Origin of the sequence: Brevundimonas sp. 357 (genome assembly GCF_003938605.1) — a bacterium.
GTDB lineage: Bacteria > Pseudomonadota > Alphaproteobacteria > Caulobacterales > Caulobacteraceae > Brevundimonas.
Genome location: NZ_RHWX01000003.1, coordinates 1 through 14,984, shown reverse-complemented (window position 1 = coordinate 14,984; position 14,984 = coordinate 1). Strand labels below are relative to the sequence as shown.

17 protein-coding genes are annotated in these 14,984 nt (G+C 68.0%); 11 read left to right on the top strand and 6 right to left on the bottom strand.

What is annotated here, in order from left to right:
• Positions 1-84: 84 nt before the first annotated feature.
• The 3 genes from EGK63_RS03405 to EGK63_RS03395 are packed head-to-tail and all read left to right on the top strand — an operon-like array spanning position 85 to position 1,989.
• Positions 85-372 carry a metalloregulator ArsR/SmtB family transcription factor gene (locus EGK63_RS03405; RefSeq protein ID WP_125899935.1) on the top strand — a complete coding sequence of 96 codons (288 nt, stop codon included), beginning with the start codon at positions 85-87 and terminating at the stop codon, positions 370-372.
• Entirely contained in the window at positions 369-1,049 is a 681-nt protein-coding gene (locus EGK63_RS03400) for an SdpI family protein (protein WP_125899934.1), read from the top strand. The genes EGK63_RS03405 and EGK63_RS03400 overlap by 4 nt, the downstream gene beginning before the upstream one ends.
• A 19-nt stretch (positions 1,050-1,068) precedes the next feature.
• Positions 1,069-1,989 carry an alpha/beta hydrolase gene (locus EGK63_RS03395; RefSeq protein ID WP_125899933.1) on the top strand — a complete coding sequence of 307 codons (921 nt, stop codon included), beginning with the start codon at positions 1,069-1,071 and terminating at the stop codon, positions 1,987-1,989.
• Between the two features lie 3 nt (positions 1,990-1,992).
• Here EGK63_RS03395 and EGK63_RS03390 read toward each other — a convergent pair whose 3' ends face one another.
• The 4 genes from EGK63_RS03390 to EGK63_RS03375 form a co-directional block, all read right to left on the bottom strand.
• Complete coding sequence (locus tag EGK63_RS03390) at positions 1,993-2,766, bottom strand: prephenate dehydrogenase (RefSeq protein WP_125899932.1); 774 nt, start codon at positions 2,764-2,766, stop codon at positions 1,993-1,995.
• A gap of 106 nt (positions 2,767-2,872) precedes the next feature.
• The gene (locus EGK63_RS03385) at positions 2,873-4,210 is read right to left on the bottom strand and encodes a dihydroorotase (RefSeq protein ID WP_125899931.1); all 1,338 of its coding nucleotides are present in this window, start codon (positions 4,208-4,210) and stop codon (positions 2,873-2,875) included.
• Positions 4,211-4,276: 66 nt separating this feature from the next.
• Entirely contained in the window at positions 4,277-5,233 is a 957-nt protein-coding gene (locus EGK63_RS03380; protein WP_125899930.1) for a glycosyltransferase family 9 protein, read from the bottom strand.
• 68 nt (positions 5,234-5,301) lie between these two features.
• On the bottom strand, positions 5,302-5,784 hold the full coding sequence (locus EGK63_RS03375; protein ID WP_125899929.1) for an Lrp/AsnC family transcriptional regulator: 483 nt from the start codon (positions 5,782-5,784) through the stop codon (positions 5,302-5,304).
• An 85-nt stretch (positions 5,785-5,869) separates the two neighbouring features.
• On the opposite strand from EGK63_RS03375, the gene EGK63_RS03370 reads away from it, so the two are divergent.
• Positions 5,870-6,781: a DMT family transporter gene (locus tag EGK63_RS03370; protein ID WP_125899928.1), complete on the top strand. Its 912-nt coding sequence runs from the start codon at positions 5,870-5,872 to the stop codon at positions 6,779-6,781.
• Between the two features lie 133 nt (positions 6,782-6,914).
• Here EGK63_RS03370 and EGK63_RS03365 read toward each other — a convergent pair whose 3' ends face one another.
• Positions 6,915-8,399 carry a PAS domain-containing methyl-accepting chemotaxis protein gene (locus tag EGK63_RS03365; protein WP_125899927.1) on the bottom strand — a complete coding sequence of 495 codons (1,485 nt, stop codon included), beginning with the start codon at positions 8,397-8,399 and terminating at the stop codon, positions 6,915-6,917.
• A gap of 191 nt (positions 8,400-8,590) precedes the next feature.
• Between EGK63_RS03365 and fliI the strand changes: the two genes are divergently transcribed.
• Genes fliI through EGK63_RS03350 form a run of 3 tightly spaced genes read left to right on the top strand, consistent with a single transcriptional unit; the run spans position 8,591 to position 11,437 of the window.
• The gene (gene fliI / locus EGK63_RS03360) at positions 8,591-9,934 is read left to right on the top strand and encodes a flagellar protein export ATPase FliI (protein WP_046651651.1); all 1,344 of its coding nucleotides are present in this window, start codon (positions 8,591-8,593) and stop codon (positions 9,932-9,934) included.
• A gap of 16 nt (positions 9,935-9,950) precedes the next feature.
• Positions 9,951-10,364 (top strand): flagellar FliJ family protein, encoded by a 414-nt coding sequence (locus tag EGK63_RS03355; protein WP_046651652.1) that lies wholly within the window; start codon positions 9,951-9,953, stop codon positions 10,362-10,364.
• 2 nt (positions 10,365-10,366) lie between these two features.
• A complete protein-coding gene (locus EGK63_RS03350; RefSeq protein ID WP_125899926.1) occupies positions 10,367-11,437 on the top strand; it encodes an endo-1,4-beta-xylanase in 1,071 nt (356 codons plus the stop codon).
• A gap of 102 nt (positions 11,438-11,539) precedes the next feature.
• On the opposite strand, the gene ctrA is transcribed toward EGK63_RS03350, so the two are convergent.
• Positions 11,540-12,241: a response regulator transcription factor CtrA gene (gene ctrA / locus EGK63_RS03345; RefSeq protein WP_125899925.1), complete on the bottom strand. Its 702-nt coding sequence runs from the start codon at positions 12,239-12,241 to the stop codon at positions 11,540-11,542.
• 373 nt (positions 12,242-12,614) lie between these two features.
• On the opposite strand from ctrA, the gene EGK63_RS03340 reads away from it, so the two are divergent.
• The 4 genes from EGK63_RS03340 (at position 12,615) to EGK63_RS03325 (ending at position 14,902) form a co-directional block, all read left to right on the top strand.
• On the top strand, positions 12,615-12,986 hold the full coding sequence (locus EGK63_RS03340; protein WP_125899924.1) for a chromosomal replication initiator DnaA: 372 nt from the start codon (positions 12,615-12,617) through the stop codon (positions 12,984-12,986).
• Complete coding sequence (locus EGK63_RS03335; protein WP_125899923.1) at positions 12,983-13,699, top strand: DUF6456 domain-containing protein; 717 nt, start codon at positions 12,983-12,985, stop codon at positions 13,697-13,699. The genes EGK63_RS03340 and EGK63_RS03335 overlap by 4 nt, the downstream gene beginning before the upstream one ends.
• Positions 13,700-13,809: 110 nt before the next feature.
• On the top strand, positions 13,810-14,601 hold the full coding sequence (locus EGK63_RS03330) for a hypothetical protein (protein WP_125899922.1): 792 nt from the start codon (positions 13,810-13,812) through the stop codon (positions 14,599-14,601).
• A 40-nt stretch (positions 14,602-14,641) separates the two neighbouring features.
• Entirely contained in the window at positions 14,642-14,902 is a 261-nt protein-coding gene (locus tag EGK63_RS03325; RefSeq protein ID WP_243637553.1) for a linear amide C-N hydrolase, read from the top strand.
• Positions 14,903-14,984: the final 82 nt, after the last annotated feature.

The following is a 14,984-nucleotide window of genomic DNA, read 5'->3' as shown; positions in this document are numbered from 1 at the left end:
ATAGGCCGCGCCCGCCGCCAAGGCCAGCCGCCCCTTAAAGAACAAGGGTTGCATTTAGGAAATTTCCTAATTAGGATTTTACCTATGAACAGCCTGTTCAAGGCCCTGTCCCATCCTGTGCGACGGCGCATCATCGCCATGCTGCGCAAGGGACCGCTGGCGTCCGGCGACATCGCCGCCGCCTTTGACATGAGTTGGCCGACCATCACCGGCCACCTCAACGCGCTGAAGGAAGCCGGTCTGGTCAGCCCTGAGCGCGACGGCCAGTCGATCCGCTATCGGCTGGAGATTTCGGCGGTCGAGGAGGCCCTGGCCTTCCTGATGAACCTCAGCGGAACAGGCGAAACGGACGAGAAGGAGACGCCGACATGACGAGAACCCGCTTCACGGTACTGGACGCCTTCACCGCCTTGACGGTCGCAGGCCTCGTCGCCCTCGCCGTCTGGATTCTGACCGCAGGTCCGACCACGCCCCTGCCCATGCATTTCGACATCCACGGCCAGCCCGATCGTTGGGGCGATCGCAACGAACTGGCCGGCGTAATCGGCTTCATGGCCGTCATGGCCGCGATCACGGCCGGACCGATGAGCTGGTACGCCAAGCGCACGCCTGACACCGCCCGGCGGCGCGGGCTGGAGGTCGGCCAATTCGTCTCGCTGCTGGCCATTGGCGGCGTCAGCGCCTTCATGGTCTGGACGATCCTGGGCCACGCTGCGTCACAAGCGGCTCCGTCGATGACCCTGATCGGCGCCCTGATGAGCCTGCTGTTCGCCGTCATGGGCGCCTTCATGGGCCGGATCGCGCCCAATCCCATCGTCGGCCTGCGCACCCCCTGGAATTATAAGAGCCGCCTGGCCTGGGATCGCTCCAACCGGCTGGCGGGCCGCCTCTTCTTCTGGCTGGGCGTGCTCGGCCTGATCACCGCCCCCGTCGCGCCCCAGCCCCTGGGCTTCAGCCTGCTGATCGGCGGCGTCCTGATCGCCGCCCTCTGGTCCGTGTTCGAAAGCTGGCGCGTGTGGCGCGCCGATCCCGACCGCCAACCCTTCTGATCTCAAGACGGAGACAAGCATGCTGACCCTCGCCGCCGCCCTGCTGCTCTCGCCGGTTTCGACGCCGGTCGAACTGGCCTCGACGCCCGCTCCCCTGCACGGAACCCTGCTGACACCGGAAGATCAGACACGCGCCGCCGCCGTCATCATCGCCGGCTCCGGCCCGACCGACCGCGATGGGAACAGTCCGATCGGCGTGACGGGCGGCGTCTATCGCCAACTGGCCGAAGGCCTGGCCGAGCGCGGCGTGGCGACCGTACGCTATGACAAGCGCGGTATCGCCGCCAGCACGGCGGCGGCGACGGACGAGGCCAATCTGACCTTCGACACCATGATCGACGACGCCAAGGCCTGGGCCCGGTTGACGGCGGAGCGGACAGGCCAGCCTTGCGTCTGGCTGATCGGACACAGCGAAGGCGCCCTGATCGGACAGGCCGCGGCGGCCGACAACACTCTGGTCTGCGGCCTGGTCCTGCTGTCGCCGGTCGGTGAGCGCGCGGGCGTCGCCGTACGCCGCCAGCTTGAGGCCGCCCTGCCCGAAGCCATGAAGGCCGACGCCTTCGCCATTCTGGACGAACTGGAAGCGGGACGCACCGTCGCCCAGACGCCGCCCGCCCTGGCCGCCCTGTTTCGCCCGTCGGTCCAGCCGTACCTGATCTCCTACTTCGTGGTCGATCCCGAGGCGCTGATCGCTGACTACGACCGTCCGATCCTGCTCGGTCACGGCTCCACCGACATCCAGGTGCCCCCATCCAATACGGAGCGCCTGGCGAAGGCCCAACCCAGGGCTGAGGTCGTGATCTTCGACGGCCTCAACCACGTCCTGCGCCTGGCCCCGATGGACCGCGCCGGCAACGCCGCGACCTATGGCGACGCCTCCATTCCTTTGGGCGCCGAAGTCGCGCCCGCCGTGGCGGATTTCATCCTGAAACCGCGCTAGGCCCTAATCGTCCAGTTCCGCCCGCGCCTGTTCGGCCAGATCGAAGAAGCGGCGGCGGACTTCGGCGGCGAAGGGGTTGTCGTGCTCGATGGCGCGGAACACCGCCGCACTGTCGTGACGGACCATGTCGACGCCCTGCATGACGCGCTCGAAGCTGATCGTCGTCATGCGCGTGGGCAGAGGCTCCATCGCCAACAGCACCTTGGCGATCAGATGGGTCAGGCCCTGCACCGTCGCCGCCTCGCGGTCGTGATCCTCGGGCGTGACGACAAAGACCTTCAGCCCCAGCGCCTTGCGGCAGAAGGCGGCCACGCGCCATGTCGCCTTGTCGCCGCGCACCGGACAGACGGCGACCCTCAACCCCGCGATACCGTCCTTGCCGCTCTGAGGACCGAACAGGGGGTGGGTGCCGACGATGGCGACGCCTTCGGGCAGGCCCTCCAGCATGACCTTGGCCGGCTTCACCTTCACCGAGCCGACGTCGAGGATCAGGGCGCCCGGCGTCAGATGAGGCGCGATCGCCGCAACCGTTTCCGCCAGCGCGCCGACCGGCACGGCCAGCACCACCACCGGACAGGACGCCGCTTCTTCCAGCGTCGTCATGCGCGCCAGCCCCTCGCCGTCGCCTACAACCGGGTCATGGGCGAGGATGTCGAACCACGGCGACAGATGTTTCGCCGTCAGTCGCCCGAAGGCGCCGAAGCCGATCAGGCCGAGTTGGAGTTTCGCGCCGCTTCCCAAGTTCTCGTCACCCTCGGGCTTGTCCCGAGGGTCCATCTCTGCGGCCGCCGGTTCCCGTCCAATTGGATCAGGCCAGACGATCCGGCCCTCTTGCCCATTCAACCCTAGGCCCTCGGGACGAGCCCGAGGGTGACGGTCTGATTCACCCCGCCAACGTCTCCTGGAACCGCACTGGGCGGCCATGCGCCTGGCCGATCAATTCGCCGTCCTTCATCACCACGCGGCCGCGCACGATGGTGGCGACCGGCCAGCCCGTCGCCTCGAAGCCGTCGAAGGGGGTCCAGCCGCAGCGCGTGGCCTGCTGGTCGTGGGTGATGGTCTTCTTCGCCTTCAGGTCCACGATAGTCAGATCGGCGTCATAGCTGACGGCCATCCGGCCCTTGTTGGCGGTGCCGAACACCCGCTGCGCCCCGCCCGAGGTCAGGTCGATGAAGCGTTCCAGCGACAGGCGGCCGTTGGCCACATGGGTCAGCATCAGCGGCACCAGGGTCTGCACCCCCGGCATGCCCGAGGGTGAGGCCGGATAGGGCTTGGACTTCTCTTCCTTGGTGTGCGGCGCGTGGTCGGAGCCCAGCACATCGGCCACCCCTTGCTGCATGCCCCACAGCCACAGGGCGTCGACATGCTCCTGCGAGCGGATCGGCGGGTTCATCTGGGCGTAGGCGCCGAGGCGTTCATAGGCTTCGGGCGCGACCAGCGTCAGGTGCTGGGGCGTAATCTCGACGGTGGCGACGTCCTTGTGAAAGCGCAGGAACTCCATCTCGTCCTTCGTCGTGACGTGCAGGACGTGGATGCGGGCGCCGGTCTCCTTGGCCAGTCCGACCAGACGGCGGGTGGACATGATGGCGCTTTCGGCGTCGCGGACCTCGGGGTGGCTGGTCCAGTCGCCGGTGCGGGCCAGGTTGCGGCGCTCAACCAGACGGTATTCGTCTTCCGAGTGGAAGGTGGCGCGGCGGCGCACGTTCGACAGCACCTTGCGCACGCCCTCGTCGTCGGCGATCAGCAGGTCGCCGGTCGAGGCGCCCATGAAGACCTTGACCCCGCAGCAGCCGGGCAGGCGCTCCAGATCGGCCAGATGCGCGGCGTTCTCATGCGTGCCGCCGACGTAGAAGGCGTGGTCCGTCCACATCCGGTCGCGCGCCCGCGCCAGCTTGTCGGCCATGGTGTCGGGATCGGTCGTATTTGGGTTGGTGTTCGGCATCTCGAACACGGCGACGACGCCGCCCAGAGCCGCCGCTCGGCTGCCGGTCTCCAGGTCTTCCTTCCACTCCAGCCCCGGCTCGCGGAAGTGGACCTGGGTGTCGATGACGCCCGGCAGCACGGTCAAGCCCGTCGCGTCGAACACCTCTCCGGCCGAGGCCTGCGACAGGTCGCCGATGAAGGCGATGCGGCCGTCGATGACGCCGACGTCGGCCTTGCCCCGCCCGGCGTGGTTGGCCACCTCGCCGCCCCGAACGATCAGGTCATAGGTCTGGGTCATCGCGCATCTCCTGAAACTCCGGCGCTTATGCGCGCCGAAGGCTTGGAGACGCAAGCCGAGGGGCGATCAGGCCGCCCGTTCGACCAGCAGCTTCTTCGCCGCCTTCAGCACCCGCTCATAGGGCAGGTCCATCATGTGCTGGATGTGCTGGTTCAGGCGCGGGTCCAGTTCGCGGAACTCGTTGAGGGTGCGCGGGCCGCGTACGGCGACACCGGTCCACGGGCGTTTCAGCGTCTCATCCGAAGGGCCGAAGACCGCCACCGCCGGAACGCCCGCCGCCACGGCCAGCTGGGTCCACAGGGAGTCGCCGCCCAGATAGAGATCCGCGTGCGACAGGGCCGCCGCCGTCTGCAGTCGGGTCAGCCGTCCCTGCAGCTCGATCACCCGGTCGCGCTTGACCGCCGAGCGGACGGTTTGCGCCGCGTCGCGGTCCGCCTCCTCGCCCACGATCATCAGCCGCCCGCCGGCCAGCGGTCCGCCCTCGCCCAGCAGAGAGATGGCGATCTTGGCGTAGCGATCGGCGGGCCAGCGCTTGCCGATCCAGTCGGCGCCCGGCCCAATGGCCAGAATCGGGCCCTCACCTAACGGGATCAGGGCGTCGGCGGCTTCCTGCGTGTCGCGGCTGATGAACAGTTTCGGCGACGGAATCTCATCCAGTTGCAGGGTCCGCGCCGCCTGCTCGACCAGATGCACGCCCGGCGCCGCCTTGCCCTTCACCGCCCGACGCTGACGCCGCAGCTTGCCCGACAGGGTCGAGCCGCGCATGTCAACCACCAGCCCCCAGTTGGTCTCGCGCACCTGGTTCCACAGGGCGATCCAGTCCCAGCGCCCGTCGCGGTCCAGGGTGATCAGCCGCTGAAGGCGCGGCAGGTCGGCGAACAGCGGCGCGCTGGCCGGCGAACCGACGACGGTGAAGGTCGCCTGAGGGATGGCCTCGACAAGCTGGGCCAGCGCCCCCGACGACAGGACCGCCTCCTCGGCGTCCGCCTCGGCGATGTAGAGGATCGGAAAACGACCATGCATGAGATCAGCCTATCCGGATTCTCAAGGCGATTCAGCGGCGAAACTGAATCAAGGCCTGAAACCGAATTTCATCGCGCCAGGGCCCGCCGCGCGGGGTCGAAAGGCAGCACCTCCCGGATCGAAATCAAAGTCTTGAACGCGCGCACGCGCGCGTCATCATTCAGCATCTCGCGGGTGAAGACCTCATAGGCCTCCATCGTCGGCACGACGACATAGAGGATCAGGTCGGTGTCGCCGGTCACATACCAGGCCGCCTGCACCTCGGGGCGGGCGGTCAGCTTGTCGATCAGGGCGTCCAGAACGGCGGTGCCCTCGCGCTCCATCTCGACCAGGACGTGCATGGTCAGGGCGCGACCCAGCCGGGCGGGATCGACCACCGAGACGTCGGCGATGATGACCCCTTCGTCGCGCAGGCGCCGCAGCCGTCGCGACACCGCCGATTCCGACAGGCCGACCTTTTCCGCCAGCACGCGCGCGGGCTGAAGATTGTCGCGGCGGACCAGGGCCAGCAGTCGGCGGTCGAAGGAATCGAGATCGATGTTTTCTTGCATTGGATGAAAATATACGCCTGTTTCTTGCATCATGGCAGGTGAAATCAGCGAGAAACACAGACGAGTTTTGGCTAGGTTCCGCGCCATGTCCTCCCTGACGCTCGCCCTTCGCACGCCGCGCATCGCGGCCATCTTGCCCTATCTCGCCCTGATCGGCGGGATGGTGTCCCTTTCGGCCGGCACCTCCTTCGCCAAGACCCTGTACCCCATGGTCGGACCGGCCGGGACGGCGGCTCTGCGCGTGGGGCTGTCCGCCCTGTTCCTTCTGCTGGTCTTCCGGCCCTGGCGCAGCACCTTCACCCGCAGCGACCTGCGCGCCCTGGCCATCTACGGCGCGGTCATGGGATTGATGAACCTCAGCTTCTACATGGCGCTGAACACCATTCCGCTGGGCGTGGCGCTGGCGATCGAGTTCATGGGACCGCTGTCGGTCGCCCTGTTCAACTCGCGCCGTCTGATCCACTTCGCCTGGGTCGGCCTGGCGATCCTGGGTCTGGGCCTGCTGTTGCCGCTGGACGGCGGCGTGGCGACGCTGGACCCCGTCGGCTGCGCCTATGCGGCGGCGGCGGCGGTGTTCTGGGCGGGCTACATCGTCTTCGGCAAGCGCGTCAGCCACCTGCCCAGCGGCGCGACGGTCGCCATCGGCATGTCGGTGGCGGCCATGACGGTCGTGCCGTTCGGCATCGCCGGCGCGGGCCTGGCCTTGTTCGACCCGAAAATCCTGGTCCTGGGCCTGGTGGTCGCCCTGGTGTCCAGCGCCCTGCCCTATACGCTGGACATGATCGCCCTGCGCCACATTCCCAAGCGCACCTTCGGCGTGGCGGTCAGCGGCGATCCGGCCATCGGCGCCCTGGCGGGCCTGTTCGTCCTGGGCGAACACCTCAGCACCCTGCAATGGCTGGCCATCGCCGCCATCATCACCGCCTCGGTCGGCGCGGTGCTGACCTCGCCGTCAGACGAGGATCAGCCGCTGCAGGATCCGGCCGCCCCGGCCTGACCACAGGCGCGTTTCGATGAAGTTCCTGCTGTCCCGGCTTCAACGGCCGATCCCCAACCTGATCGCCTGCCTGGTGTTCGGCGCCGTGCTTGCCCTGTTGATGCGGGGCGCGGTGAAGCTGCTGTTCTAACTTCTAGAACTCGGTCCATTCCTCCACCGCCGGACCGTTGACCACGGCGCGCAGGCGGGCGCGCTGCGCCTCCAGCGCCGGGGGCGGGCCGCCGCGCTTCGCCAGCTCGCGCACCACGCCGTCGTCGGCGCCCGTGCGGAAGCGACCGACCAGTTCGGCCAGGTGCTCGGCCTCGGTCTTCAGATTGGCTGCCGCCGCCGTCGTCTGCTCGACCATCGCCGCGTTCTGCTGGGTGACCTGATCCATCTGATTCACCGCCTGATTGACCTGGCCCAGGCCCGAGGCCTGCTCCTGAGCCGAGGCGGCGATTTCGGCGACCAGACCATCCATCTCATTGACCTGTCCAGCGATCAGCTCCAGGGCGCGGCAGGTCTCCGCGACCAACTCCACGCCCTGCGCCACCTCGGCGCCCGACGCGGCGATCAGCGTCTTGATCTCCTTGGCGGCCTCGGCCGAACGCTGGGCCAGGGCCCGAACCTCGGAGGCGACCACGGCGAAGCCGCGCCCGCTGTCGCCCGCCCGCGCCGCCTCGACCCCGGCGTTCAGCGCCAGCAAGTTGGTCTGGAAGGCGATCTCGTCGATCACCCCGACGATGTCGCTGATCTCGGACGAACGGCGGCTGATGCCGTCCATGGCGGCAACCGCGCGGCGCATCACCTCGCCCGAGCGACCCGCTTCGGTATGGGCCTTTGACGCGACCGACGCCGCCTGGCGGGCGCCCTCGGCGCTGCGCTGAACCGTGGCGGTGATCTGATCCAGCGCCGCCGCCGTCTGCTCCAGCGACGCCGCCTGTTGTTCCGTGCGGCGCGACAGGTCATCGGACGCCTGGCTGATCTCGTCCGAGCCGCCGCGCAGCGCCGCCACCGCCGCCAGCACCTGCTCCAACGCCGTCCTGAGACTGGCCACCGCGCCGTTGAAGTCCGCCTTCACGGCCTGATGGGCGCCCTCCATCTCCTGTTCGATGGCGGCCCTCAGATCACCGTCCGACAGGCGTGAAAGCTGTTCGGCCAGAGCGCCGACCAGCCGGGCCTGCGCCGCCTCGGCCGCCATGCGCGCCTGCTCCGCCCGCTGCGACGCCTGTTCGGCCTCGGTGATGTCGACGGCCAGCTTGATCACCTTCAGCGGCCGCCCCGTCTCGTCCAGCACCGGGTTGTAGGAGGCCTCCAGCCAGACCTCGCGCCCGCCCTTGGCCATGCGGCGGAACTTGCGGGCGACGAAGCGGCCCTCGTTCAGCTCGCGCCAGAAGGCGGCGTAGTCGGACGTCGCCGCCTCGGCCGGATCCATGAACATGCGGTGATGCTGGCCCCGGATCTCGTCCATGCCGTAGCCCATGGTCTGCAACAGGTTGTCGTTGGCGTCCCGGATCGTGCCGTCCAGGTCGAACTCGATCACCGCCTGGGACCGTCCGATCGCCGCCATGCGGCGGTCCAGTTCCTCGAGCCGCTCTCGATCCGCAGCCTGTTTTAACCGACGACTTCCACTGAACATCCGAACCGCTCCCCTTCAGAATAACGGCGATGGATTAGACAAGCCTGTCGATAACAACGGCGCTTCAAAGGTTTCATCTTTATTACTTGCAATCATAAGTTGAAAAATTATGCCTGACTTCATCCCCTGTTAACCATGATCGAGCATGTTTGCGGGGAACGGCTGCGCCTCTTGCGGCCCAGGGGCCTTCTTTGCGCAATCTCGTCGCCGCCGTCGAAGCGATCGACCCGCTGGTCGTCACCGGCAAGGTGGCGGGCGTCAGCGGCCTGCTGATCGAGTCGCGCGGCGGCCTGTCGCGTCTGGCCGTCGGGGCGCGGGCCGAGATCGAGCGACGCGGCCAGCCCCCCCTGCCCGCCGAGGTCGTCGGCTTTCGCGAGGCCAAGGCCCTGCTGATGCCCTTCGGCCCGGTCGAGGGCGTGGCGCCGGGCGCCGACATCCGCATCATCGACGCCGCCGCCAGCGTGCGCCCGACCGCCGCCTGGCTGGGCCGCATCATCGATTCCTTCGGCGAGCCGATCGACGGCCTGGGGCCGTTGACGCCGGGCCTCGTCCCCTACCCCCTGCGCGCCCCGCCGCCGCCCGCGCATTCGCGCGGCCGTGTGGGCGAGCGGCTGGACCTGGGCGTGCGGGCGATGGACGTCTTCACCACCACCAGCCGGGGCCAGCGTCTGGGCATCTTCGCCGGTTCGGGCGTGGGCAAGTCGGTGCTGCTGTCCATGCTGGCGCGTCAGGCCACCTGCGACGTGGTCGTCGTCGGCCTGATCGGCGAACGGGGCCGCGAGGTCCGTGAGTTCATCGAGGAGACCCTCGGCGAAGAAGGCCTGAAACGCGCCGTCGTCGTGGTCGCCACTAGCGACGAACCGGCGCTGAAGCGGCGTCAGGCGGCATACATGACCATGGCCGTGGCCGAGTTCTTCCGCGATCAGGGGCTGGAGGTGCTGTGCCTGATGGACAGCGTCACCCGCTTCGCCATGGCCCAGCGCGAGATCGGCCTGGCGGCGGGCGAACCGCCGACGACCAAGGGCTATACCCCCACCGTCTTCACCGAACTGCCCAAGCTGCTGGAGCGCGCCGGGCCGGGGCCGATCCGGCCGGACGGGACCGAGGCGGGACCGATCACCGCCCTGTTCACCGTGCTGGTGGACGGGGGCGACCATGACGAGCCGATCGCCGACGCCGTGCGCGGCATTCTGGACGGCCACATCGTCATGGACCGCAAGATCGCCGAACGCGGCCGCTTCCCCGCCATCGACGTGCTGAAGTCGGTCAGCCGCACCATGCCCGGCAACCAGTCCCCGCCCGAGCGCGAACTGAACCGCCGCGCGCGCCAGTGCCTGAGCGCCTATTCCAACATGGAAGAGCTGATCCGCATCGGGGCCTATCGCACCGGGGCCGACCCCATCGTCGACCGCGCCATCGCCCTGAATCCGGCCCTGGAAGGTTTCTTGACCCAGGACAAGGACGACGTGACGCGCCTGAACGAAAGTTTCGACAGACTTGAAACCATCCTGAACCAGGGCATGGTGGACCAATGATCACGGGAGACGACGCATGACGACCTGGGCCCAATCCCTGATCCGCATCTCCAACTATGAGGTCGAGACGCTGCAGAAGCGTCTGGCCGAGATCAGCGCCCGCAGGGCCGAGGCCGAGATGCGCGTCGCCGTGCTGGACGCCGAGGCCGAGGTCGAGCGTGAGAACGCGCGGCACGATCCGTCCTCCGGGATGATGCTGCAGGCCTATCTCAACGGCTGGAAGCAGCGCCGCGCCGACGCCGAGGCCGAGGTCGCCGCCGTCGCCGCCGAAGAGGAAGGCGCCCGTGACGCCCTGACCGGCGCCTTCGAGGAGCTGAAGAAGTTCGAGCACGTCGCCGAAACCACCCGGCTGAACAAGCTGACGGCCGCCGCCAAGCGCGAGGCCGCCGCCTATGACGAAATGGGCCTGCGTCGCCGCGCCGAGGGCTAGACGTGATCGACCGTCGCGCCCTGCTGGCCTCGACCCTCGCGCTCGCCTCCTGCGGCGCGGGCGAGGCGCCCGCCACGCCGCCGACCGGCCCTGTTCGGCCGCTGAAAGCCGTCGCCCCCTTCCCGGTCGGCACCGTCGCCATGTCGGGCCAGCTGTCGGATCAGGACTGGTTCCAGCTGGTCTCCACCCACTTCTCCCAACTCACGCCCGAGTGGGAGATGAAGATGGAGTATATCCTTCAGGAGGACGGCTCCCTGCGCTTCGACGCGCCGGACCGCATCGCCTATTTCGCGCGTGATCTAGGCGTCCGCCTCTTCGGTCACGCCCTGATCTGGTATGCGCAGGACCACCCGTGGTTCACCGCCCTCGTCGACGACCGCCCGCGCTTCATCGCCGAACACGACCGCTATATCGCCGAGGTCGCCGGGCGCTGGCGCAGCCAGATCGTCGGCTGGGACGTGGTCAACGAGCCGGTCGAGGACGACGGAAGCGGCTATCGCGACTGCGTCTGGAGCCGGGGCCTGGGCGGCATCGACGCCTATATCATCCGCGCCTTCGAACAGGCGCGCATCGCCGCGCCCGAGGCGACCCTGTTTCTGAACGACTACAATCTGGAGAACACGCCCAAGAAGGGCGCGGCCTTCCTGCGCCTGGTCGAGCGGCTGCTGAAGGCGGGCGCGCCGGTTCAGGGCATCGGCATCCAGTCCCACCTCGACATCGAAATCCCCAAGGGCCAGATCGCGGGCTTCATGAACGAGGCCCGTCAGTTCGGCCTGCCCATCCATGTCTCCGAACTGGATGCGTCGCTGAAGCGCGGCGGCCGGATGCCGGACCTGCGTTCCCGCGCCCAGCGCCGCGAGCAGCAGACGGCGCGCGTGGCGGAACTGGCCGAGGCCTTCGTGAGCCTGCCCCCCGCACAACGCTTCGCCTTCACCGTCTGGGGCGTGCGCGACAGCGATTCCTGGCTGCGGCGCGGCGAGAACGACGACGGCCAGGACAGCCCCCTGCTGTTCAATGACGAGGGGCGGCCCAACCCAACGTTCAGCGTGCTGACCGAGGCGTTCGCGCGGTAATCCCTTCTCCCCTTGTGGGAGAAGGACAAATAAAAACGCCCGCCGAGTTCATCGGCAGGCGTTTCTGGATCGTTCCTGAGTGGAGGCTCAGACGGGATCTGTTCAGGCGGCGACTGTGATCGCGCCTTCGGCCGGGTCGCGCAGGACATAGCCGCGGCCCCAGACGGTCTCGATGTAGTGCTTGCCGCCGGCGGCCGTCGCCAGCTTCTTGCGCAGCTTGCAGATGAAGACGTCGATGATCTTCAGCTCCGGCTCGTCCATGCCGCCGTACAGGTGGTTCAGGAACATTTCCTTGGTCAGGGTCGTGCCCTTACGCAGGGAGAGCAGCTCCAGCATCTGATATTCCTTGCCGGTCAGATGCACGCGGTGGCTGTTCACCTCGACGGTCTTGGCGTCCAGGTTCACCGCGATCTCGCCGGTGTGGATGATGGCCTGGGCGTGGCCCTTGGAGCGACGAACCACGGCGTGGGTGCGCGCGATCAGCTCGTCCTTGTGGAAGGGCTTGGTCAGATAGTCGTCAGCGCCGCCGCCGAAGGTCTTGACCTTGGTGTCGATCTCATGGCTGCCCGAGAGGATCATCACCGGCGTATTGATCTTGCCGTTGCGCAGCTGGCGCAGAACCTCAAGCCCGCTCATGTCTGGCAGGTTCAGGTCCAGCAGAATGAGGTCGTAGTCATAGATCTTGCCCAGATCGATGCCTTCCTCACCCAGGTCCGTCGTATAGACGTTAAAGCCTTCCGACTTGAGCATCAGCTCAATGCTTTGGGCTGTCGCATGGTCGTCTTCGATCAGCAGGACGCGCATTCTTGCCCCTCCAGGCAAAGCTTGGGATAGCCGCGCGGGAGCGACGGCCGGGTAACCTTGTTCCAACGTTAACGGGCCAAAACCTTAAGAAGGGTTAACGCATCCCGATATGAAACGCCTAAGGTGATTTGCGAATCGCCGTCCAGAGTCCTGAGTCAAGGATTCGTTAATTTATTTGACGCCGCCCCCTCATTCCCCTGTTGACGTCTGACGCGTCTTCCACAGGGGCCGTGCACAACCGCCCCCGCCGATGCCTGTCTCCGCCTGGGGAAGCGACCGTTTCTGACGTTTGATAGGACAACATTCCTATCTCGGTCGCCGAACGCACTCATAATGGCGGCATCCACAGGAATGACGGGAGGAAGCGAAGATCATGGAACCCTATCGCGTGCCGGTGACGGAGGGCGACCGCATCCGGGCGGATGCGGCCCTGTCGCTGTCGGGTCTGGCCCTGGGCGTGCCGGTCGCGGAAATGACGCGACGCGAGCGGGTGCGGCCCAGGGCCTGCCGGGCGCGCTGGTCGGCCATGTATCTGGCGCACGTCTCCTTCGGCTGGCCGTTGGAGCGGGTGGCCCACGCCTTCGGCCTGAACCGGGCGACGGCGGGCGCGGCCTGTCGATGGGCCGAGGATGAACGCGACCGGCCCGACTATGACGCGCTGATGGATGGGCTGGAGGGGTCGCTGCGGGCGGTGATGGAGCTGCCTCTGGTCGATCTGGCCCCCGAGATCGGAGCCCGCCGATGAGCCGCCAACTGGAACGCGCCCGCAGCCTGCTGCAACGGCCCGGCGCCTGGCTGGATCAGGCGAACGGCGCCTATCCCTTGCGCCTCGGCGGCGATCGACGCAGCCGGGTGGTGTTGACCCTGGACGAGGCCGTCTTCCGCGCCGTGATCGAACGGCCGGGCCTGCGGTTGCGCGAAGGCGGCGGCTGGCTGCCTCGCGCGGCCAACGACCATGCTCCCGCCTCGACCCCGCCCGGCCGCCCCGGCGTCATCGAGGGCGAGCGCGCGGTGATGGAGGGCGACGGCCGCCTGACGATGCGCCGCGCCAATCTGGGCGAGAGCCCGATCCTGTGGCTGGCTCGGCGCAAGGACCAGTCGGGCCGTCCGTGGCTGACCCCGGCCGAGGTCGCGGCGGGCGAGCGCCTGCGCGCCGAGGCCGAGATCGCGGCGGCCGGTCCGTCCCTGACCATGCGCTGGGACGCCCTGCCGCGCACAGGGTCCGGCGGCGGCGCGAGGCGGATCGAGCCGGGCGACCGCGCCCTGTCGGCCTCGGCGCGGGTGCAGGCGGCGCTGGACGCCTGCGGCCCGCGTCTGCGCGCCATGGTCGAACAGGTCTGCATCCACGGCACGTCGCTGCAACTGGCGGAGCAGGCCCTGTCCCTGCGCCGCCGACAGGGCAAGACCCTGCTGAAACAGGGCCTGCAGGCGCTGGCCGATCACTACGGCTTCAGATGACGGAGCGAGCTGAGCGGGAGGATGCAATCAAAGATTGCTGATCTACGATTACTTAAGCACGGCCGTTCTACCCAAGGGCGATTCTCTCGGTCGCAGTGAGTAAACTCCCCATGACGTTCCTCCGCCCCGCCTCGCTTCTTTTCGGTCTGGCGAGCCTCGCCGTCGCCGGTTCCGCCAGCGCCCAGGCCGGCGCCGACGACCAGTGGCGCGTCACCGTCAGCCCCTATGTCTGGACCACCTCCCTGGACGGCAACGTCACCCTGGCCGGGCACAAGGCGCCGGTGGACGTGTCCGCCTCGGACGCCTTCGACCAGTTGGAGAGCGTCGTCATGGGCGACGTCGAGGTGCGCAAGGGCCGCTGGGGCGCCTTCGTCGACTATCAGTACGCCAAGACCCATGAGGGCGTGTCCCTGATGGGCGTTCCGGCCGCGCTGGGCACCCGGTCGACCACCGTCTCGGGCGGCGTGCTGTTCCGCCTGATCGACGATCCCGTGGGCGGTCGCACCGCCTTCGGCGACGCGCGCAGCTTCCGCGTCGAGCCGCTGATCGGCGCCCGCTGGAGCAAGCTGCGGGCCGAGTTGAACACCCCGCTGGGCGCCACGCACAAGGGCGCCGAATGGACCGACCTGCTGCTGGGCCTGCGGGTCGAGAGCGACGTGTCCGAACGCTGGACCCTGCGGACCCAGGTCGACGCCGGCGGCCTGGGCGACAATGACCGTCACAGCCTGGCCTGGCAGGCCCTGGCCTCCTATCGCACCCCGCTGGCGGGCGGCGCCGTCTCGATCAACGCCGGCTATCGCATGCTGCACCAGAACTATGAGCAGGACGATTTCACCGGCCAGCGCTTCGACTGGAAAGTGACCCGCCACGGCCCGGTGCTGGGCCTGTCGCTGACCTACTGATCCTCCCTCCCCCGATGATCCTCTCACCTCAGGAGACGACATGCGTATTGGAATGAAGAAGGGCGTCGCCGCCCTGGCCGCCGCCTTCATGCTGGCCGTTCCGGCGGCCGAGGCCTGCACCCGCCTTGTCTATCACGGCCACAACGGCGCGGTGATCACCGCCCGGTCGATGGACTGGAAGGACGAGATCATGACCAACCTCTGGATCTTTCCGCGCGGCATGGCGCGGGACGGGTCCGGCGGCCCGAACTCCCTGACCTGGACGTCCAAATACGGCAGCGTCATCGTGACGTGCCCCTGAGAATTTGATCTGCTCCCCGAAAACTGGATCACCGGACGTTAGAGTTTTCCGCTGAGATTTCCCTGGCTGGGAAGGAGCGGAA